The 14,168-nt window shown below is 73.0% G+C and carries 11 protein-coding genes; 4 read left to right on the top strand and 7 right to left on the bottom strand.

Features of this window, described 5'->3' with window-relative positions:
- Window positions 1–32: 32 nt before the first annotated feature.
- Window positions 33–2,288: a catalase/peroxidase HPI gene (gene katG, locus GH740_RS06130; RefSeq protein WP_153745205.1), complete on the top strand. Its 2,256-nt coding sequence runs from the start codon at window positions 33–35 to the stop codon at window positions 2,286–2,288.
- A gap of 57 nt (window positions 2,289–2,345) precedes the next feature.
- Here the strand turns inward: katG and GH740_RS06125 are convergent, their stop codons facing one another.
- The 7 genes from GH740_RS06125 to GH740_RS14285 all read right to left on the bottom strand — a co-directional run bounded on the left by GH740_RS06125 (window position 2,346) and on the right by GH740_RS14285 (window position 9,895).
- Window positions 2,346–3,101 carry an aquaporin gene (locus GH740_RS06125; protein ID WP_153745204.1) on the bottom strand — a complete coding sequence of 252 codons (756 nt, stop codon included), beginning with the start codon at window positions 3,099–3,101 and terminating at the stop codon, window positions 2,346–2,348.
- Window positions 3,102–3,184: 83 nt separating this feature from the next.
- Window positions 3,185–4,369, bottom strand: coding sequence for a calcium:proton antiporter (locus GH740_RS06120; RefSeq protein WP_153745203.1), 1,185 nt, complete (start codon window positions 4,367–4,369; stop codon window positions 3,185–3,187).
- A gap of 124 nt (window positions 4,370–4,493) precedes the next feature.
- Window positions 4,494–5,795, bottom strand: coding sequence for a DUF58 domain-containing protein (locus GH740_RS06115; RefSeq protein WP_153745202.1), 1,302 nt, complete (start codon window positions 5,793–5,795; stop codon window positions 4,494–4,496).
- Window positions 5,796–5,797: 2 nt separating this feature from the next.
- Window positions 5,798–6,796 (bottom strand): MoxR family ATPase, encoded by a 999-nt coding sequence (locus tag GH740_RS06110; protein WP_153745201.1) that lies wholly within the window; start codon window positions 6,794–6,796, stop codon window positions 5,798–5,800.
- The gene (locus tag GH740_RS06105) at window positions 6,793–8,010 is read right to left on the bottom strand and encodes a DUF4350 domain-containing protein (protein WP_153745200.1); all 1,218 of its coding nucleotides are present in this window, start codon (window positions 8,008–8,010) and stop codon (window positions 6,793–6,795) included. The genes GH740_RS06110 and GH740_RS06105 overlap by 4 nt, the downstream gene beginning before the upstream one ends.
- Window positions 8,007–8,669: a DUF4129 domain-containing protein gene (locus GH740_RS14290; RefSeq protein WP_172978313.1), complete on the bottom strand. Its 663-nt coding sequence runs from the start codon at window positions 8,667–8,669 to the stop codon at window positions 8,007–8,009. The genes GH740_RS06105 and GH740_RS14290 overlap by 4 nt, the downstream gene beginning before the upstream one ends.
- Window positions 8,666–9,895 carry a glycerophosphoryl diester phosphodiesterase membrane domain-containing protein gene (locus GH740_RS14285; RefSeq protein ID WP_153745198.1) on the bottom strand — a complete coding sequence of 410 codons (1,230 nt, stop codon included), beginning with the start codon at window positions 9,893–9,895 and terminating at the stop codon, window positions 8,666–8,668. The genes GH740_RS14290 and GH740_RS14285 overlap by 4 nt, the downstream gene beginning before the upstream one ends.
- A gap of 165 nt (window positions 9,896–10,060) precedes the next feature.
- On the opposite strand from GH740_RS14285, the gene mtrA reads away from it, so the two are divergent.
- The 3 genes from mtrA to GH740_RS06080 are packed head-to-tail and all read left to right on the top strand — an operon-like array spanning window position 10,061 to window position 14,129.
- Window positions 10,061–10,738, top strand: coding sequence for an MtrAB system response regulator MtrA (mtrA, locus tag GH740_RS06090; protein WP_153745197.1), 678 nt, complete (start codon window positions 10,061–10,063; stop codon window positions 10,736–10,738).
- Between the two features lie 8 nt (window positions 10,739–10,746).
- Window positions 10,747–12,456: an MtrAB system histidine kinase MtrB gene (gene mtrB / locus GH740_RS06085; protein ID WP_153745196.1), complete on the top strand. Its 1,710-nt coding sequence runs from the start codon at window positions 10,747–10,749 to the stop codon at window positions 12,454–12,456.
- Window positions 12,453–14,129: an LpqB family beta-propeller domain-containing protein gene (locus GH740_RS06080; RefSeq protein ID WP_153745195.1), complete on the top strand. Its 1,677-nt coding sequence runs from the start codon at window positions 12,453–12,455 to the stop codon at window positions 14,127–14,129. Before mtrB ends, GH740_RS06080 begins: the two co-directional genes overlap by 4 nt.
- The last annotated feature ends 39 nt before the right edge of the window (window positions 14,130–14,168 follow it).

Raw genomic sequence — 14,168 nt, 5'->3', positions numbered from 1 at the left:
CTCATCGACCACTCCACCACAGGAAGGACACCATGACCGACAGCGTCATCGACCAGACCGAGAGCATCATTCCCACGCCCACGGCCGAGGAATCGGCCGCCGCCGCGCAGGGCAGCGCGTGCCCGGTCGTCGGTGGCGTCAGCCGCGCCGGCGGCTCGAGCGCCCGAACCTGGTGGCCGAACCGGCTGAACCTGCGGATCCTTGCGAAGAATCCGCCCGCGACTAATCCGCTGGGCGCGCAGTTCGATTACCGCAGGAACTTCTCCGACGTCGACCTCGACGAGCTTCGCCGCGACATCGAGCAGGTGCTCACCACGCCGCAGGACTGGTGGCCCGCCGACTTCGGCAACTACGGGCCCGCGATGATCCGGATGGCCTGGCACAGCGCCGGCACGTACCGCGTGACCGACGGCCGCGGCGGCGGCAACTCAGGTCAGCAGCGGTTCGCGCCGCTGAACAGCTGGCCGGACAACACCGGCCTGGACAAGCCGCGCCGCATCCTCTGGCCGGTCAAGAAGAAGTGGGGCTCGGCCGTCTCCTGGGCCGACCTGATGATCTTCGCCGGCAACGTCGCGCTCGAGCAGATGGGCTTCACCACATTCGGGTTCGGCGGCGGACGGGTGGACGCGTGGGAGCCGGATGACGACGTGTACTGGGGCTCGGAGAGCACGTGGCTCGGCGACGAGGCGCGCTACACGCCGGGCGCGACGCGCGAGCTGGAGAATCCGCTCGCCGCCGTGCAGATGGGACTCATCTACGTCAACCCCGAGGGCGTCGGTGGCAACCCCGACCCGGTGGAGCTGGCCGGCGACATCCGGGAGACGTTCAAGCGGATGGCGATGGACGACGAGGAGACCGTGGCGCTGATCGGCGGCGGTCACACGTTCGGCAAGACGCACGGCGCGGGATCCGCCGACCTCGTCGGCCCCTCGCCGGAGGACGCTCCGATCGAGCAGATGGGCATCGGCTGGAAGAACGCGCACGGCACAGGGAAGGGCGACGACCAGACCGCGAGCGGGCTGGAGGTCACCTGGACCTACCACCCGACGCGCTGGGACAACGAGTTCTTCCACATCCTGTACGCCTACGAGTGGGAGCTGATGGACAGCCCCGCCGGGGCGAAGCAGTGGCGGCCGGTGAACGGAGGCGGCGCCGACATGGTGCCGATGGCGCACGACGCCACCGCCCGCCGCGAGCCGCGCATGCTCACGAGCGACCTGTCGCTGCGCTTCGACCCCGTCTACGGGCCGATCTCGGCGAAGTTCCGGGACGACCCGGATGCCTTCGCCGACGCCTTCGCGCGCGCCTGGTTCAAGCTCACGCACCGCGACATGGGTCCGGCGATCCGCTACCGGGGGGCGCTCGCCCCCGCCGAGGAGCTCATCTGGCAGGACCCGGTGCCGTCCGTCGGCCACACCCTGATCGACGACGCGGACGCGGCGGCGCTCAAGCAGCAGATCCTCGCGTCGGGCCTGACGGTGTCCGAGCTGGTGTCCACGGCGTGGGCGGCCGCGGCGTCCTACCGTGACAGCGACAAGCGCGGCGGCGCGAACGGCGCCCGCCTGGCGCTGGCTCCGCAGAAGGACTGGGAGGTCAACAACCCGGCCCGCTCCGGGAAGGTGCTGGACGTGCTGCGCGGCATCAAGGACGGCTTCGGCACGTCCGTGTCGCTGGCCGACCTCATCGTGCTGGCGGGCAACGCCGGCGTCGAGAAGGCGGCGCAGGATGCCGGTCACGACGTCGTCGTGCCGTTCCGGCCGGGTCGCACCGACGCCGCGCAGGAGCAGACCGACGTCGAGTCGTTCGGGTACCTCGAGCCGATCGCCGACGGGTTCCGCAACTACGTCGGACCGGCGGCCGCTGCGGCGGAGCTTCCCGCCGAGCATCTGCTCGTGGACAAGGCGAGCCTGCTGACCCTCACGGCGCCCGAGATGACGGTGCTGGTCGGGGGCCTGCGGGTCCTCGACGCGAACTGGGACGGCTCGAAGCTCGGCGTGTTCACGGACCGGCCGGGCGTGCTCACGAACGACTTCTTCGTGAACGTGCTGGACATGGGCACGCAGTGGGCGCCGCTGGACCCGGGCTCGCACGCCTTCGCGGGGACGGATGTCGCCACCGGCGCGCAGCGCTGGATCGGCACGCGCGCGGACCTCGTGTTCGGTTCGAACGCCGAACTGCGCGCGGTCGCCGAGGTGTACGCCGCGGACGACGCCGCCGGCAAGTTCGTGGATGACTTCGTGGCCGCGTGGACGAAGATCACCGAGCTGGACCGCTTCGACCTGGAGTGATCCCCGCACGAAAGCTGCCCGCCCCCGTTCGGGGCGGGCAGCTTTCATATCTGAGCGTCAGCGGACAGTGGGCTCCGGGAACAGGGCGCGGTGCACGATTCCCGCGATGGCGCCGCCCACGAGCGGGAACACGATGAACACCCACAGCTGGGCCAGCGGCGCGACGCCGCCGTACACCGCGGTGGCGATCGAGCGCGCCGGGTTCACCGACGTGCCGTCGATCGGGATCGAGACGAGGTGGATGAGCGTCAGGGCCAGGCCGATCGCTATTCCCGCGAACCCCACGGGCGCACGCGAGCTGACGGATCCGGCCACCACGAGCACGAACACGCAGGTGAGGATCACCTCGGCGATGATCGCCGCGCCGATGCCCCAGCCACCGGGGGAGTGCTCGCCGAAGCCGTTGCTGGCGAACCCGGCCGACTGCGCACGGCTCAGCCACCCGTCCGGTCCGAACAGGCCCACCAGGACCAGCAGCGTCGAGCCGACGAGGCCGCCCACGACCTGCGCGGCCCAGTAGCCGAGCACGTCCCGCCAGGCGAACCGCCCGGCGATCGCCATCCCGAGCGTGACGGCGGGGTTGAAGTGGCCGCCGGAGATGGGCCCCCAGACGTAGACGCCGACGAGCACCGTGAGACCGACCGCCAGGGCGATGCCGAGGTGGCCGACGCCCATCGGCGTGCCCAGCGTGCCGACGGCGGCGTCCACCGCGTACAGTGCCGTGCCGATGCCGGCGAACACCAGCACCAGCGTGCCGATCGCCTCCGCGATCATCCGGGTGACCAGTGTGGGGGCAGTCGTCGTCGTCGACATGGGTCTCCTTTCCCTGCAGTCGCGAGATTATCGGCATCCGCGAGGTTTCACCGCGGAACGACACGGGGTTCGCGGCGAGTTCATCACGCGGGCGCGGACAGGACGAGGACGTAGAGCGCGAACACTGCGAGGTGCACGGCGCCGTGTGCGGCGGTGGCGCGCCGGCCGGCGAACGTCGTGAGGGACACCGCCAGCGACACCGCCAGCAGGAGGGCGCCGGCGGGATCGACCGCGAACACCGGATTCTCGCCGGTGACGAGCCCGACGATCAACACCGCGGGCACGGTCAGCCCAACCGTCGAGACGAGGGCGCCGTGACAGAGGTTGCTCACGCGCTGCGCCTGGCCCGCCCACGCGGCTCGCACGGCCGTGATCGCCTCGGGCAGGAAGACGATCCCCGCGATGACCAACCCCGACAGCATCGGTGGGCCATGCAGCAGGGCGAGGCCGTGATCGAGCATCCCCGCCAGATCGTGCGAGAGGAGAATGATCGGCAGCATCGTCAACGCGAGCAGGACGACCCGTACGGCCAGCTCCCGTCGGTGAGCCCGCACCGCACGGCGGACGGCATGCCCCGCCGCCGGCGGGGGCACGGCGACCTCGACGAAGTCCGCGGCCTGCGCGCCCGTCTGCCGCCACAGGAAGAACGCGTACACGGCCAGCGTGCCTGCCGCCACCGCCGCCGCCTGGGGAGCGGAGAAGGCGCCGTCGATGCCGACGAGCTCCGGCGCCCCGAACGTGACGGCGAGGAGCGCGACCAGCAGACCGAGATACTGCGACGTGCCCGCCCGATTGTGGCGCAGGCCCCCCTGTCGCCGGGCGCTGCGGCGCATCCCGCCGGTGAGCAGCGCGAGGCCGACGACAAGGTTGAGGATGATCATCGACACCGCCAGCACCGCGTCGCGGGCGATCGTGGCGTGCTCGCCCGGACCGAGCATGACAGCGACGATCAGCACGACCTCGATCAGGACGATCGACAGCGTCAGCACCAGGGTTCCCAGCGGATCACCGAGTCGGGCGGCGAGGCGCTCGGCCTGACGGACGACGCCGAACGCGCACACCGCGATCACGGCGACGGTGCCGGCGAGGGTGGCGCCCAGCAGCGGCGAGGTGGGCGGCGGAGAAAGCAGTGCGAGTCCGCCGACGGCGATCCAGCCCACCAGTGCGCGGCCGACGGCGCCGAACGTGAGCAACGCCCGTAACGGGATGCGGGCGGGGGATGCCGCCGCCGTGCGGGATGCCGGGGCGGTGCGGGTCGGGGTGGACATGCCGGGTCCTGTTCCCGGGGCCGTCCCCGCCGGATATCGCCGCACCGGGTCGTCCCACGGCCCGCCCCACGCTATCAACGCCGCCTGTGCACCTGCGGAACATCACCGGGCCAGCGCCGGGCGTTCACAACCGGCCGGCCGCCTTCAACTGCAGGTAGCGGTCGGCGATCCGGGGCGGCAGCTGCTCGGGCCCGTCGGCGATGGCCTCGGCGCCGGCGCGCCCGACGGCGGCGGCCACGCGGGCCGCGTCGGCGAGCGTCTGCTCGGCGGCGGCCGCGCGATAGATCTCGCCCACGGTGCCGCGCGCGCGAGACCGCGCGGCGAGTTCCGCGTCGGTCACCGTGCCCACCAGCACATGCGTGTGTGCGGTGAGGGCGGGCAACGACCCGAGGAAGCCGCGGGCCGAGGATGCCTCGTCCTGCGCCGTCAGCAGCACGACGAGGGACGGGCGCACGGCGAGGGCCCGCACCTGCGCGAAAGCGGCATCCCAGTCCGTGTCGATGAGGGTGGGCTCGACCGGGGCCATGGCGTCCACGAGTGCGGGCAGCAGCGTGTCGCCGTCGACCCCGGAGACCCGGCCGCGCACGACCCGGTCGAACATCACGAGGTGCACGTGGTCGCCGGCCTGGGCCGCCAGCGCCGACAGCAGCAGCGTGGCCTCCATCGCGGCATCCAGGCGCACCCCGTCGCCGACCCGGGCGGCGGAGGTGCGCCCGGTGTCGATCACTATCACGATGTGGCGGTCGCGCTCGGGCCGCCACGTGCGCAGCATCGTCGTGCCGGCCCGCGCTGTCGCGCGCCAGTCGATCGAGCGGACGTCGTCGCCGCGTACGTACGGGCGCAGGCTGTCGAACTCCGTGCCCTGCCCGCGGATCAGCACGCTCGTCGCCCCGTCGAGCTCGCGCAGTCGGGCGAGCCGCGACGGCAGGTGCCGACGCGCGGTGAACGGCGGCAGCACCCGCAGGGCCCCGGGCGCGTCGATCCGGCCCTGCCGGCCGGCGAGCCCGAGCGGACCGAGGCTGCGCAGCACCACGAAGCCGGAGACCAGCTCGCCGCGCCGGCGCGGGCGCAGCGGCACCACCAGCTGCAGCGGCTGCCCCGGCTCCAGCCGTACCGGGATCCGGTCCGGCGGCGCGCCCGCCGTGGGCTGCCATGCGTCGCGCAGCGCCCCGCGCAGCCGGCGCGGCCCGCGCAGCGTGAGCGTGGTCTCCACGGCCGCGTGCAGCAGTGCCCGGCGCGGCACGTTGCGCTGCACCCGCACGGCGCGCGGATCGGCCGCGAGGGCGGCATCCACCGCGGCCAGCACCGTACACAGCACCGTCCACCCGGCGACGGCCAGCCACGCGTCCACCCCGGCGACCGACAGCGCTATCACCGGCAGCGCACCCAGCGCGACCAGGAGGGGAAGGCGGCCCGTGAGGTACATGCTCAGATCGGCACGCGCGTCTGCTGCAGCACCGAGGTGAGCACGGCGTCCACCGACACGCCCTCGAGCATGGCGTCGGGACGGAGCCGGATGCGGTGCCGCCACGTCGGCACCAGCATCGTCTGCACGTGGTCGGGCGTGATCGCGGGGTAGCCGCCCAGCCACGCCCATGCCTTCGCCGCCGCCAGCAGCGCCGTCGCCGCGCGCGGGCTCACCCCCAGCTGCACCGACGGGCTCTGCCGGGTGGCGCGGGCGAGGTCGACGAGGTAGCCGAGCACCTCGTCGGTGACGGCGACGGATGCCGCGGCCCGGCGCGCCGCGCGGAGCTGGCCGGCGTCGACCACCGCGGTGATCCCGTCCAGCGTGTGCGGGTCGAAGCCGTCCGCGTGCCGCCGCAGCACCTGCAGCTCGGCGTCCCGCTCGGGGACGGCGACCACGAGCTTGAGCAGGAACCGGTCCAGCTGCGCCTCCGGCAGCGGATACGTGCCCTCGTGCTCGATCGGGTTCTGCGTCGCGGCGACGAGGAACGGATCCGGCAGCGGCCGGGTCACGCCGTCGGCGGTGACCTGATGCTCCTCCATCGCCTCCAGAAGCGCCGCCTGCGTCTTGGGAGGCGTGCGGTTTATCTCGTCGGCCAGCGCAATGTTCGTGAAGATCGGGCCGTTGCGGAACTCGAACTCCCCGGTACGGGCGTCGTACACGAGCGACCCGGACACGTCGCCGGGCATGAGGTCGGGCGTGAACTGGATGCGCTTGGTGTCAAGTCCCAGGGCGCGGCTGAAGGCGCGCACCAGCAGCGTCTTGGCGACACCCGGGACGCCCTCCAGCAACACGTGCCCGCCGGCCAGCAGCGCTATCAGCAGCCCGGTGATGGCGCCGTCCTGCCCGATCACGGCACGGCCGACCTGCTGCCGGACGCGGTGCAGCGCATCGCGCAGCGCCGCGTCGGCCGTGTCCGGCGCCTGGTCGCTGCGCGGCTCGGCGGAGTGCAGATCTGTCATGGGCGGTTCCTCCCGGAATCGGTGGGATCGTTCGGTCGCAGGGCGGCGTGCACGGCGCGCTCCAGGTCGCGCAGCCGGTCGCTGAGCGCGAGCAGCTCGCGGTCGGTGGTGGGGACCGTGTCGATGAGGATGCCGCGGACGCCGGCCCGCGGCATCCCGAGCAGGTCGGCGACGGCGTCCGAGACCGCCCCGGCGTCGGCGGCGGCGCCCAGGCCGAGCATCCGCGCGAGACGTGTGAGGGTGCCGATGCGGAGCCGGTCGGCGACGTGCACGACATCCCCTGACCGGGCGTACAGGCGGGCGCGGCCGTCCGTGGTCTCCGCGGTGCGGACGGTCACCGGGAGGTTCTCCGCCACCAGCGGGCCGAACCGGCGGCCGCGCCACACGCCCGCGGCGACACCGGCGACCAGGAGCAGCAGGATCACCGGGGACGCCCACGACGGGGTGAGCTGGCCGAGCGTGAGGGGCGCGGCGTCGGCGTCCGACGCGGACGGGACGTACCAGACGAGCGTGCGGTGCGCGCCCAGCAGGTTCACGGCGAGCGCGGCGTTCCCGCCGCGGGCGAGCGTGGCGTTCGTGAACAGCTCGGTGCCGTCGACAGCGGTGGCGGTGCTGCCGGCCGACGTCCGCTGCAGCAGCGCGACGTCGTGCCCGACCCTGTAACACCCGGTCGCTGTGCCGCCGGCGGGGACGGTGTACAGGGTCCCGGGCAGGATGCTGCCGGCGCGCTGCGCGGCCGCGAGGGCGCAGGCGGCGGGCACCGGCGCGTCGGCGCCGTAGCCGGCGGTGTCGGCGCCGAACAGCACGCGCACGCCGCGCGACTGCGGCTGGATGACGACGACGTCGGCGGCGGTGTCCGCAAGGCGCTGGAACGTCGGGTCCGACAGCAGCGGACTGTCGGGGAGGACCAGCGTCGCCGCCGCGGGGATCCCCGCCGCGCCGCCGACGGAGCGCAGCTGGTCGCGGACGGCGCCCCGGTCGCGGGCGATGCGGACGTCGACGCCGTGGTCGGACAGGATCCGTGCGAGCGCGCGCGCCCCGTCCGGTCCCGCCGACTGCGGATCGAGCAGGTTGCGCTGAGTCCACTGGCCGAGCCCGGACAGCACCGCCCCGCCGATGCCGGCGGCCACGAGTACCACCGTGATCGCGACCCATGCGGTGGCGCGCTTCCGGCGCGTGGTCGTGTCCGCGCGCGCCGGGACCGTCGCCGTCATCGCGCGTTCTCCACGGCCTGCACGCGCACGGACGCCGCCTGCGCCCGGTCGTCGGCGTCGGCGACCTGCGCGTACAGCGCGGCGGTGCCCGGGCGGCGCAGGTACCGCACGTCGTCGAAAGCGCCGGCCGCGGCATCCAGGGCGTCGGCGAGGTCGGGGAGCACATGCCCCGCCGCCCGCGCGAAAGCGTGCACGGTGGCCCCGGGGACCGGTTCGACGGCACCGCGCTCGAGCAGCCCGCGTGCCAGCGCCCGGAACCGCAGCACCACCGCCTCGGACCAGTCCGCGCGGGCGAGCGCGGATGCCGCGGCCCGCCGCAGCGCAGACGCGGAGCGGGTCTCCACGTCGCCGAAAAGCTCCGCCGCCGCGGGAGCGCTGCGCCGCGACAGGCGGCCGCGGCGGGAGAAGACGACGGCGATCACGATGAGCGCGACGAGCACGACGGCCACCGCCACCGCCAGCCACAGGCCGAGCGCGGCATCCGGGCTGCCGCGGAAAAGGCCCGTGAAGAACTCCTGCACGGCCCGCGCGACCCGATCCAGCGGCGTGGGCTGCGCTGCCGCGTATGCGGGATCGCGCAGCTCGAGCTGCGCCCACCGGCGCGCCTGGTCCCCGTCGGGCGTGAGCGGCGGCACGCCGTCGGCGAGGCGTGCTCTCACGGAGTCCCCTGGCCGGACCCCGGGGCCGTCCAGTCGGTCGAGGACGGCGCCGGCGGTGCGGGATGCTGCGGGTCGGCCGCCGGCCCGGTGCCGTACCCCGGCGGCGGGCCGTATGCGGGCGGTGCTGCCGGCGGGTACCCGGGCGTCGGATAACCCGGGTAGGCGGGCGCCATCGGCGGCCGGGCGAAGACGCGGCCGATGTGCGCGGTGTACGGATCGGCCAGCGGCGAGACGCCGGCATCCCGCCGCTCCACGTACGACAGCAGGTCGAGATCCAGGCCCTCGTGCCGCATCCGGCTGTCGATGTACAGGATCGAGGTGGCGGTGGCCTGAACGACGATGGCTATCGACTGGATCAGCAGCACGACGATCTCGGTGAGCCCGAGCGAGACGACGAGGGTCACTATGCCGCCGGTCGTCGGGTCGCCGGTCGGGGCGATCAGCGCCGACGCTATCCCGCCGAACAGCGAGAACGGGATCGTCACGACCTGCGCCATAGCCCCAAAGATCACCTGGATCAGCACGACGATGCCGAGGATCGGCCAGAACCGGGTGCGGGTCAGGCGCCACGAGCGCGCCATGGCGCTGCCGATCGTGGCCCGCTCCAGGAGGATCACGGGCGGCACCAGCAGCAACTTCGTGGACAGCCACAGCAGCAGCGGGATGGCGCCGAGGATCGCGAGCACCGTCAGCGTGACCGCCAACGGCACGGACAGCGCGGACACGCTCAGCACTATCGCGGTGACCGCACCGAATCCGACGAGCATCGCCACCGTGACCAGCGCCGTGTATCCGATCAGCCGCCATGCCACCGGCCGCACCCGCCGCCACAGCTCCGGCAGCCGCATCCGCTCCGCGACAGCGCCGTGGGCGACATCCGTGACGACCACCGCCTGCACGATGATGCCGAGGGCGGCGGCGGCCAGGCCCAGCACGAACCCGGTCAGCACCACGATGGCCGTGGAGCCGGCGGCGATGGTGTCGTGGTCCGGGGAGCCGGCCGGCAGGTTCTGCAGCCGCGAGAACGACAGGAACGCGACGGCGCCGACCGCGACGATCAGCACGATGAAGGAGATCACCTGCACCACGAGCGCGAAGCCGAGGAGCACCCGCGGATTGCGGCGCAGGGCCGCGAACGAGCGGCCGAGCACGGTCCCGAATCCCAGCGGATGCAGGGGGATGATCCCGGGGCGCGATGCCGGCGTCCAGGTCGGATTCGCGGTCACGAAGCCTCCTCGCAGCGAAGCGTCCCCCTATCGTGTCACACCGTGCCCGCTCGGCGGCCGCCCCGGCGGTCGGCGCGCTCGGCTACGCTGTGGACAGCGCCCGGGGGTGGCGCGGATGAGCGTACGCGGTAATCCCGCGCCGGATGAAGGACGAAACCCGGTCTGATGAGTTCACGGATCCTGGTGGTCGACGACGACACCGCGCTGGCCGAGATGATCGGCATCGTGCTGCGCACGGAGGGATTCGACACCGCCTTCTGCGCGGACGGTGCCAAGGCCGTCGAGATCTGGCGGGCGCAGCGTCCGGACCTCATCCTGCTCGACCTCATGCTGCCGGGCGTGGACGGCATCGAGATCTGCACGCGCATCCGCTCCGAGTCCGGCGTGCCGATCATCATGCTCACCGCCCGCACCGACACCGCCGACGTCGTGAAGGGGCTCGAGTCCGGCGCCGACGACTACATCGTCAAGCCGTTCAACCCGAAGGAGCTCGTCGCCCGGATCCGCACCCGACTGCGGCCCGGCACCACGAGCGCCGCCGTGCTGCGCATCGGCGACCTCGAGGTGGATGTCGCGGCGCACGAGGTGCGCCGCGCCGAGACGTCTATCGCCCTGACCCCGCTGGAGTTCGAGCTGCTGGTGGCCCTGGCATCCAAGCCCCAGCAGGTGTTCTCCCGGGAGATGCTGCTGGAGCAGGTGTGGGGGTACCACTACAAGGCCGACACCCGCCTCGTGAACGTGCACGTGCAGCGGCTGCGCGCGAAGGTCGAGCTCGACCCGGACAATCCGAAGATCGTCACCACGGTGCGCGGCGTGGGATACCGCGCCGGCGCGGTGGTCTGAAGGCCGGGATGTCGTCGGCGTCCGCGCCTCGCACCGCCGCCCCGGGTCGGCTCACCTGGCGCGACGGCTCCTGGTGGCGTGCGCGGCTGGAGGACCTGGCGACGCTGTGGCGGCGCTCGCTGCGCTTCCGCACCGTGGCGATCACGCTGGCGCTGACGGCGTTCGCGGTGCTGACCGCGTGCCTGTGGATGGCCCTGGCGATCCAGAACGACCTCTTCGAGTCGCGCAAGGACCAGGCCCTCACCGATTCGCGTCGCGCCGTCGACACCGCGCAGGCCACTCTCGACGACGCCGTCGTGCAGGACGACCCGGTGCAGGTGCAGAACCTGATGAACAGCGTCTGGGCGTCGCTCGTGCAGCAGTCCGCGACCGACATGATGGTCGCCATCCGCATCGACAAGACGCCGTCGCAGCTGGCCCCTCCCGGGTTCCGCTCGGGGGGCCTGACCGAGGACATGATCTCGCCCGAGCTGCGCAAGCACGTGCAGACCCCGGGGCAGACCGAGTCGCAGTGGGGGCAGTCGATCTCGCTGCCGTCGGCGAGCGGGTCGCAGCGGCCCGGCATCGTCGTCGGCCAGCAGCTCGTGGTGCCCGACATCGGCCCGTACGAGCTGTACCTGGCGTACGACCTGGACGACGCGGCCGGAACGCTCAGCTTCGTGCAGGCAACGCTGTGGGTGGTCGGCAGCGTGCTGCTGGTGATCATCGGCGGCATCGGCTGGTTCACGCTGCGCGCGGTGACCGGCCCGATCCGGGAGGCGGCCGCCACGAGCGCGAAGCTCGCGTCCGGCGACCTGGACGTGCGTCTGACCGTGCACGGCGAGGACGAGCTGGCCACGCTCGGCCGCTCCTTCAACGCCATGGCCGACAGCATCCAGTCGCAGATCACCCAGCTGGCGGACCTGTCGCTCGTGCAGCAGCGGTTCGTGTCGGACGTCTCGCACGAGCTGCGCACGCCGCTGACCACCATCCGGCTGGCCGCCGACATGATCAACGACCACCGCGACGAGTTCGACGCGGCCACCGCGCGGGCCGCGGAGCTCCTGCACGCGCAGGTGCAGCGGTTCGAGGTGCTCCTGGGCGACCTGCTCGAGATAAGCCGGTACGACGCCGGCTCCGTGCAGCTCGAGCTCGAGCCGACGAGTCTCGCGCACCTCGCCGAGGACGTGGTCGCGTCGATGCAGCAGCTGGCCGACCAGCACGGCACCGACGTGCGGGTGGTCGCCCCCGGCGGGTACTCGCCGGTGGAGATGGACCCGCGCCGCATCCGCCGGATAGTGCGCAACCTCATCGGCAACGCCATCGAGCACGGCGAGGGCCGGCCGATCGTGGTCACCGTCGACAGCAACCAGCAAGCGGTGGCCCTGGGTGTGCGCGACTTCGGGATGGGGATGACCGAGACCGACGCGGAGCGCGTGTTCGACAGGTTCTGGCGCGCCGACCCGTCGCGCACGCGCACGATCGGCGGCACCGGTCTCGGACTGTCGATAGCGCTCGGCGACGCGAACCTGCACCAGGGCACCCTCACGGTGTGGTCCCAGGTCGGCCGCGGCACGAACTTCGTGCTGACGCTGCCGCGCGGCGGGCACTCCGTCGGCGCCGGGGCGTCGCCGATCGCCACGGACCCCGGCGACGACGCCGGCTCGCTCGACGACCTCGGCCTGACCCAGCCGATAGTGCTGCACGAGGGCACCCGCGACCGGGGAGGTGCGGCATGACCGGGCGGCGGCGCGGCATCCTCGCGGTCCTGGTGGCCGCGCTCACGCTGGCCCTGGCCGCGTGCGCGGGGCTGCCGACATCCGGGCCTGTCTTCGCCGGCATCCCGCCCGGGACCGCCGCTGTGCCGGACTTCTCGTTCGTTGCGCAGAAGCCGCAGCCGGGTGCGACCCCGGAGCAGATAGTGCAGGGCTTCATCGGCGCGGGCATCGGACCGGAGAACAACTGGGCCGTCGCGCAGCTGTACCTGGCACCGTCGTTCCGCGGCCAGTGGAAGCCCGGCGACACCACGACGATCGACGACCGGTCCTCGCGCGCGTACCTGGCGACCGCCGACGACAAGGTGCAGCTGACGATCACGCAGCGCGCGACCGTCGACAAGACCGGCGCGTACAAGACCTCCGACGGCGGTCGCACGCCGCTGGGCTTCAGCCTCGCCAAGGTGGAGGGCGAGTGGCGCATCACGGCCGCGCCGGACGGGATAGTGATCGGCGCAGACCAGTTCACGAGCGTGTACCGGCAGTATCCGCTGATGTTCTTCGACCCGGACTGGCGGTACCTCGTGCCCGACGTGCGCTGGTTCCCGTCGATCAACGCGGCCACGCACATCGTCACCGCGCTGATCAACGGCGGACCCAGCCCCTGGCTGGCCGGCAGCGTCGTGTCCGCGTTCCCGGACGCCGTCAAGGCGCTGCCGTCGGTGCCCAGCACCGGCGGGGTCGCCCAGGTTGCGCTCACCGGCCCGGTGCTCTCTCTCGAGCCGCAGCCGCTCGGGCGGATGCAGACGCAGCTGCAGCGGAGCCTCGCGAACGCGAACATCGCCGACGTGTCGATGAGCAGCGGCGGCGCCCCCGTGGACGCGCAGGGGGCCGCCACGGCCTCCACCCGCATCGACGGCCGTGCCCTGGTGCGCACGAAGAAGGGGTTCGGGTTCCTCGCCGGCGACGACGCCGTCGAGCCGATCACCGGGCTCTCCACAGCCATCGGCCGTCTCGATCCGGTGGCGGTCGTCGTGGCCGCCGACTACAGCGCGGCGGCCGTACGCACATCGGCCGGTGTGGTGGCGCGGGTCCCCGCCGCCGGCGACATCCTCGCTCTCGACCAGCGGCCGGGCCTGGTCGATCCGGTGATCGACGCGAAGGGCGAGATCTGGTCGGTGCCCCGCGACGACCCGAAGGGTCTGGTCGTGTTCACCGCCGACGGCAAGCGCCGCAGCGTGACGCCCGCGTGGTCGAACGCGTCGCGGGTCACGGCGATGGCCATATCGCGCGACGGCACCCGGATGGCCGCCATCCTCACGGTCGGCGGGCAGCCGCAGGTCGCTGTGTTCGGCATCGTGCGCTCCACCGACGGTGCGGCGCAGCTGGGCGACCCGCTCGCTGTCGCGAAACTGCCCGGGGAGGGCATCCACCTCACCTGGCTGGGCGACACCACGCTCGGTGTGCTGGCGCACTCGGGCGCCGGCATCGTCGAGATCGAGCAGATCGTCGGCGGGCCGGGCGTCTCGATGGCGGCGCCGGACGGCGTGACCGCGATAGCGGGCACCACGAACGGGACCGTGCGGCTGCGCGGCGCTGACGGCACGCTGTACTCGCAGCGCGGCTCGAACTGGGAGCAGGCCGGCAGCGGCATCCTCGTCCTCGCCGGCGCGCAGGGGATGCCCGCACAGGGCTGAGCCGGCTCCTCCCCAGGCGCGGCGTTCTCCACACCTGGT

Origin of the sequence: Microbacterium sp. SYP-A9085, from assembly GCF_009649635.1 — a bacterium.
Classification (GTDB): Bacteria; Actinomycetota; Actinomycetes; order Actinomycetales; family Microbacteriaceae; genus Microbacterium.
The sequence above is the reverse complement of the archived record's forward strand: the minus strand, read 5'-3'. Positions and strand labels throughout refer to the sequence as shown.

Coding starts and splice junctions, on each gene's coding strand:
- GH740_RS06120 (WP_153745203.1), bottom strand. CDS start 4,369: ATGTCCACCCCGACCCGCACCGCCCCGGCATCCCGCACGGCGGCGGCA.
- mtrB (WP_153745196.1), top strand. CDS start 10,747: ATGTCGTCGGCGTCCGCGCCTCGCACCGCCGCCCCGGGTCGGCTCACC.
- mtrA (WP_153745197.1), top strand. CDS start 10,061: ATGAGTTCACGGATCCTGGTGGTCGACGACGACACCGCGCTGGCCGAG.
- GH740_RS06115 (WP_153745202.1), bottom strand. CDS start 5,795: ATGTACCTCACGGGCCGCCTTCCCCTCCTGGTCGCGCTGGGTGCGCTG.
- katG (WP_153745205.1), top strand. CDS start 33: ATGACCGACAGCGTCATCGACCAGACCGAGAGCATCATTCCCACGCCC.
- GH740_RS06125 (WP_153745204.1), bottom strand. CDS start 3,101: ATGTCGACGACGACGACTGCCCCCACACTGGTCACCCGGATGATCGCG.
- GH740_RS06110 (WP_153745201.1), bottom strand. CDS start 6,796: ATGACAGATCTGCACTCCGCCGAGCCGCGCAGCGACCAGGCGCCGGAC.
- GH740_RS06080 (WP_153745195.1), top strand. CDS start 12,453: ATGACCGGGCGGCGGCGCGGCATCCTCGCGGTCCTGGTGGCCGCGCTC.
- GH740_RS06105 (WP_153745200.1), bottom strand. CDS start 8,010: ATGACGGCGACGGTCCCGGCGCGCGCGGACACGACCACGCGCCGGAAG.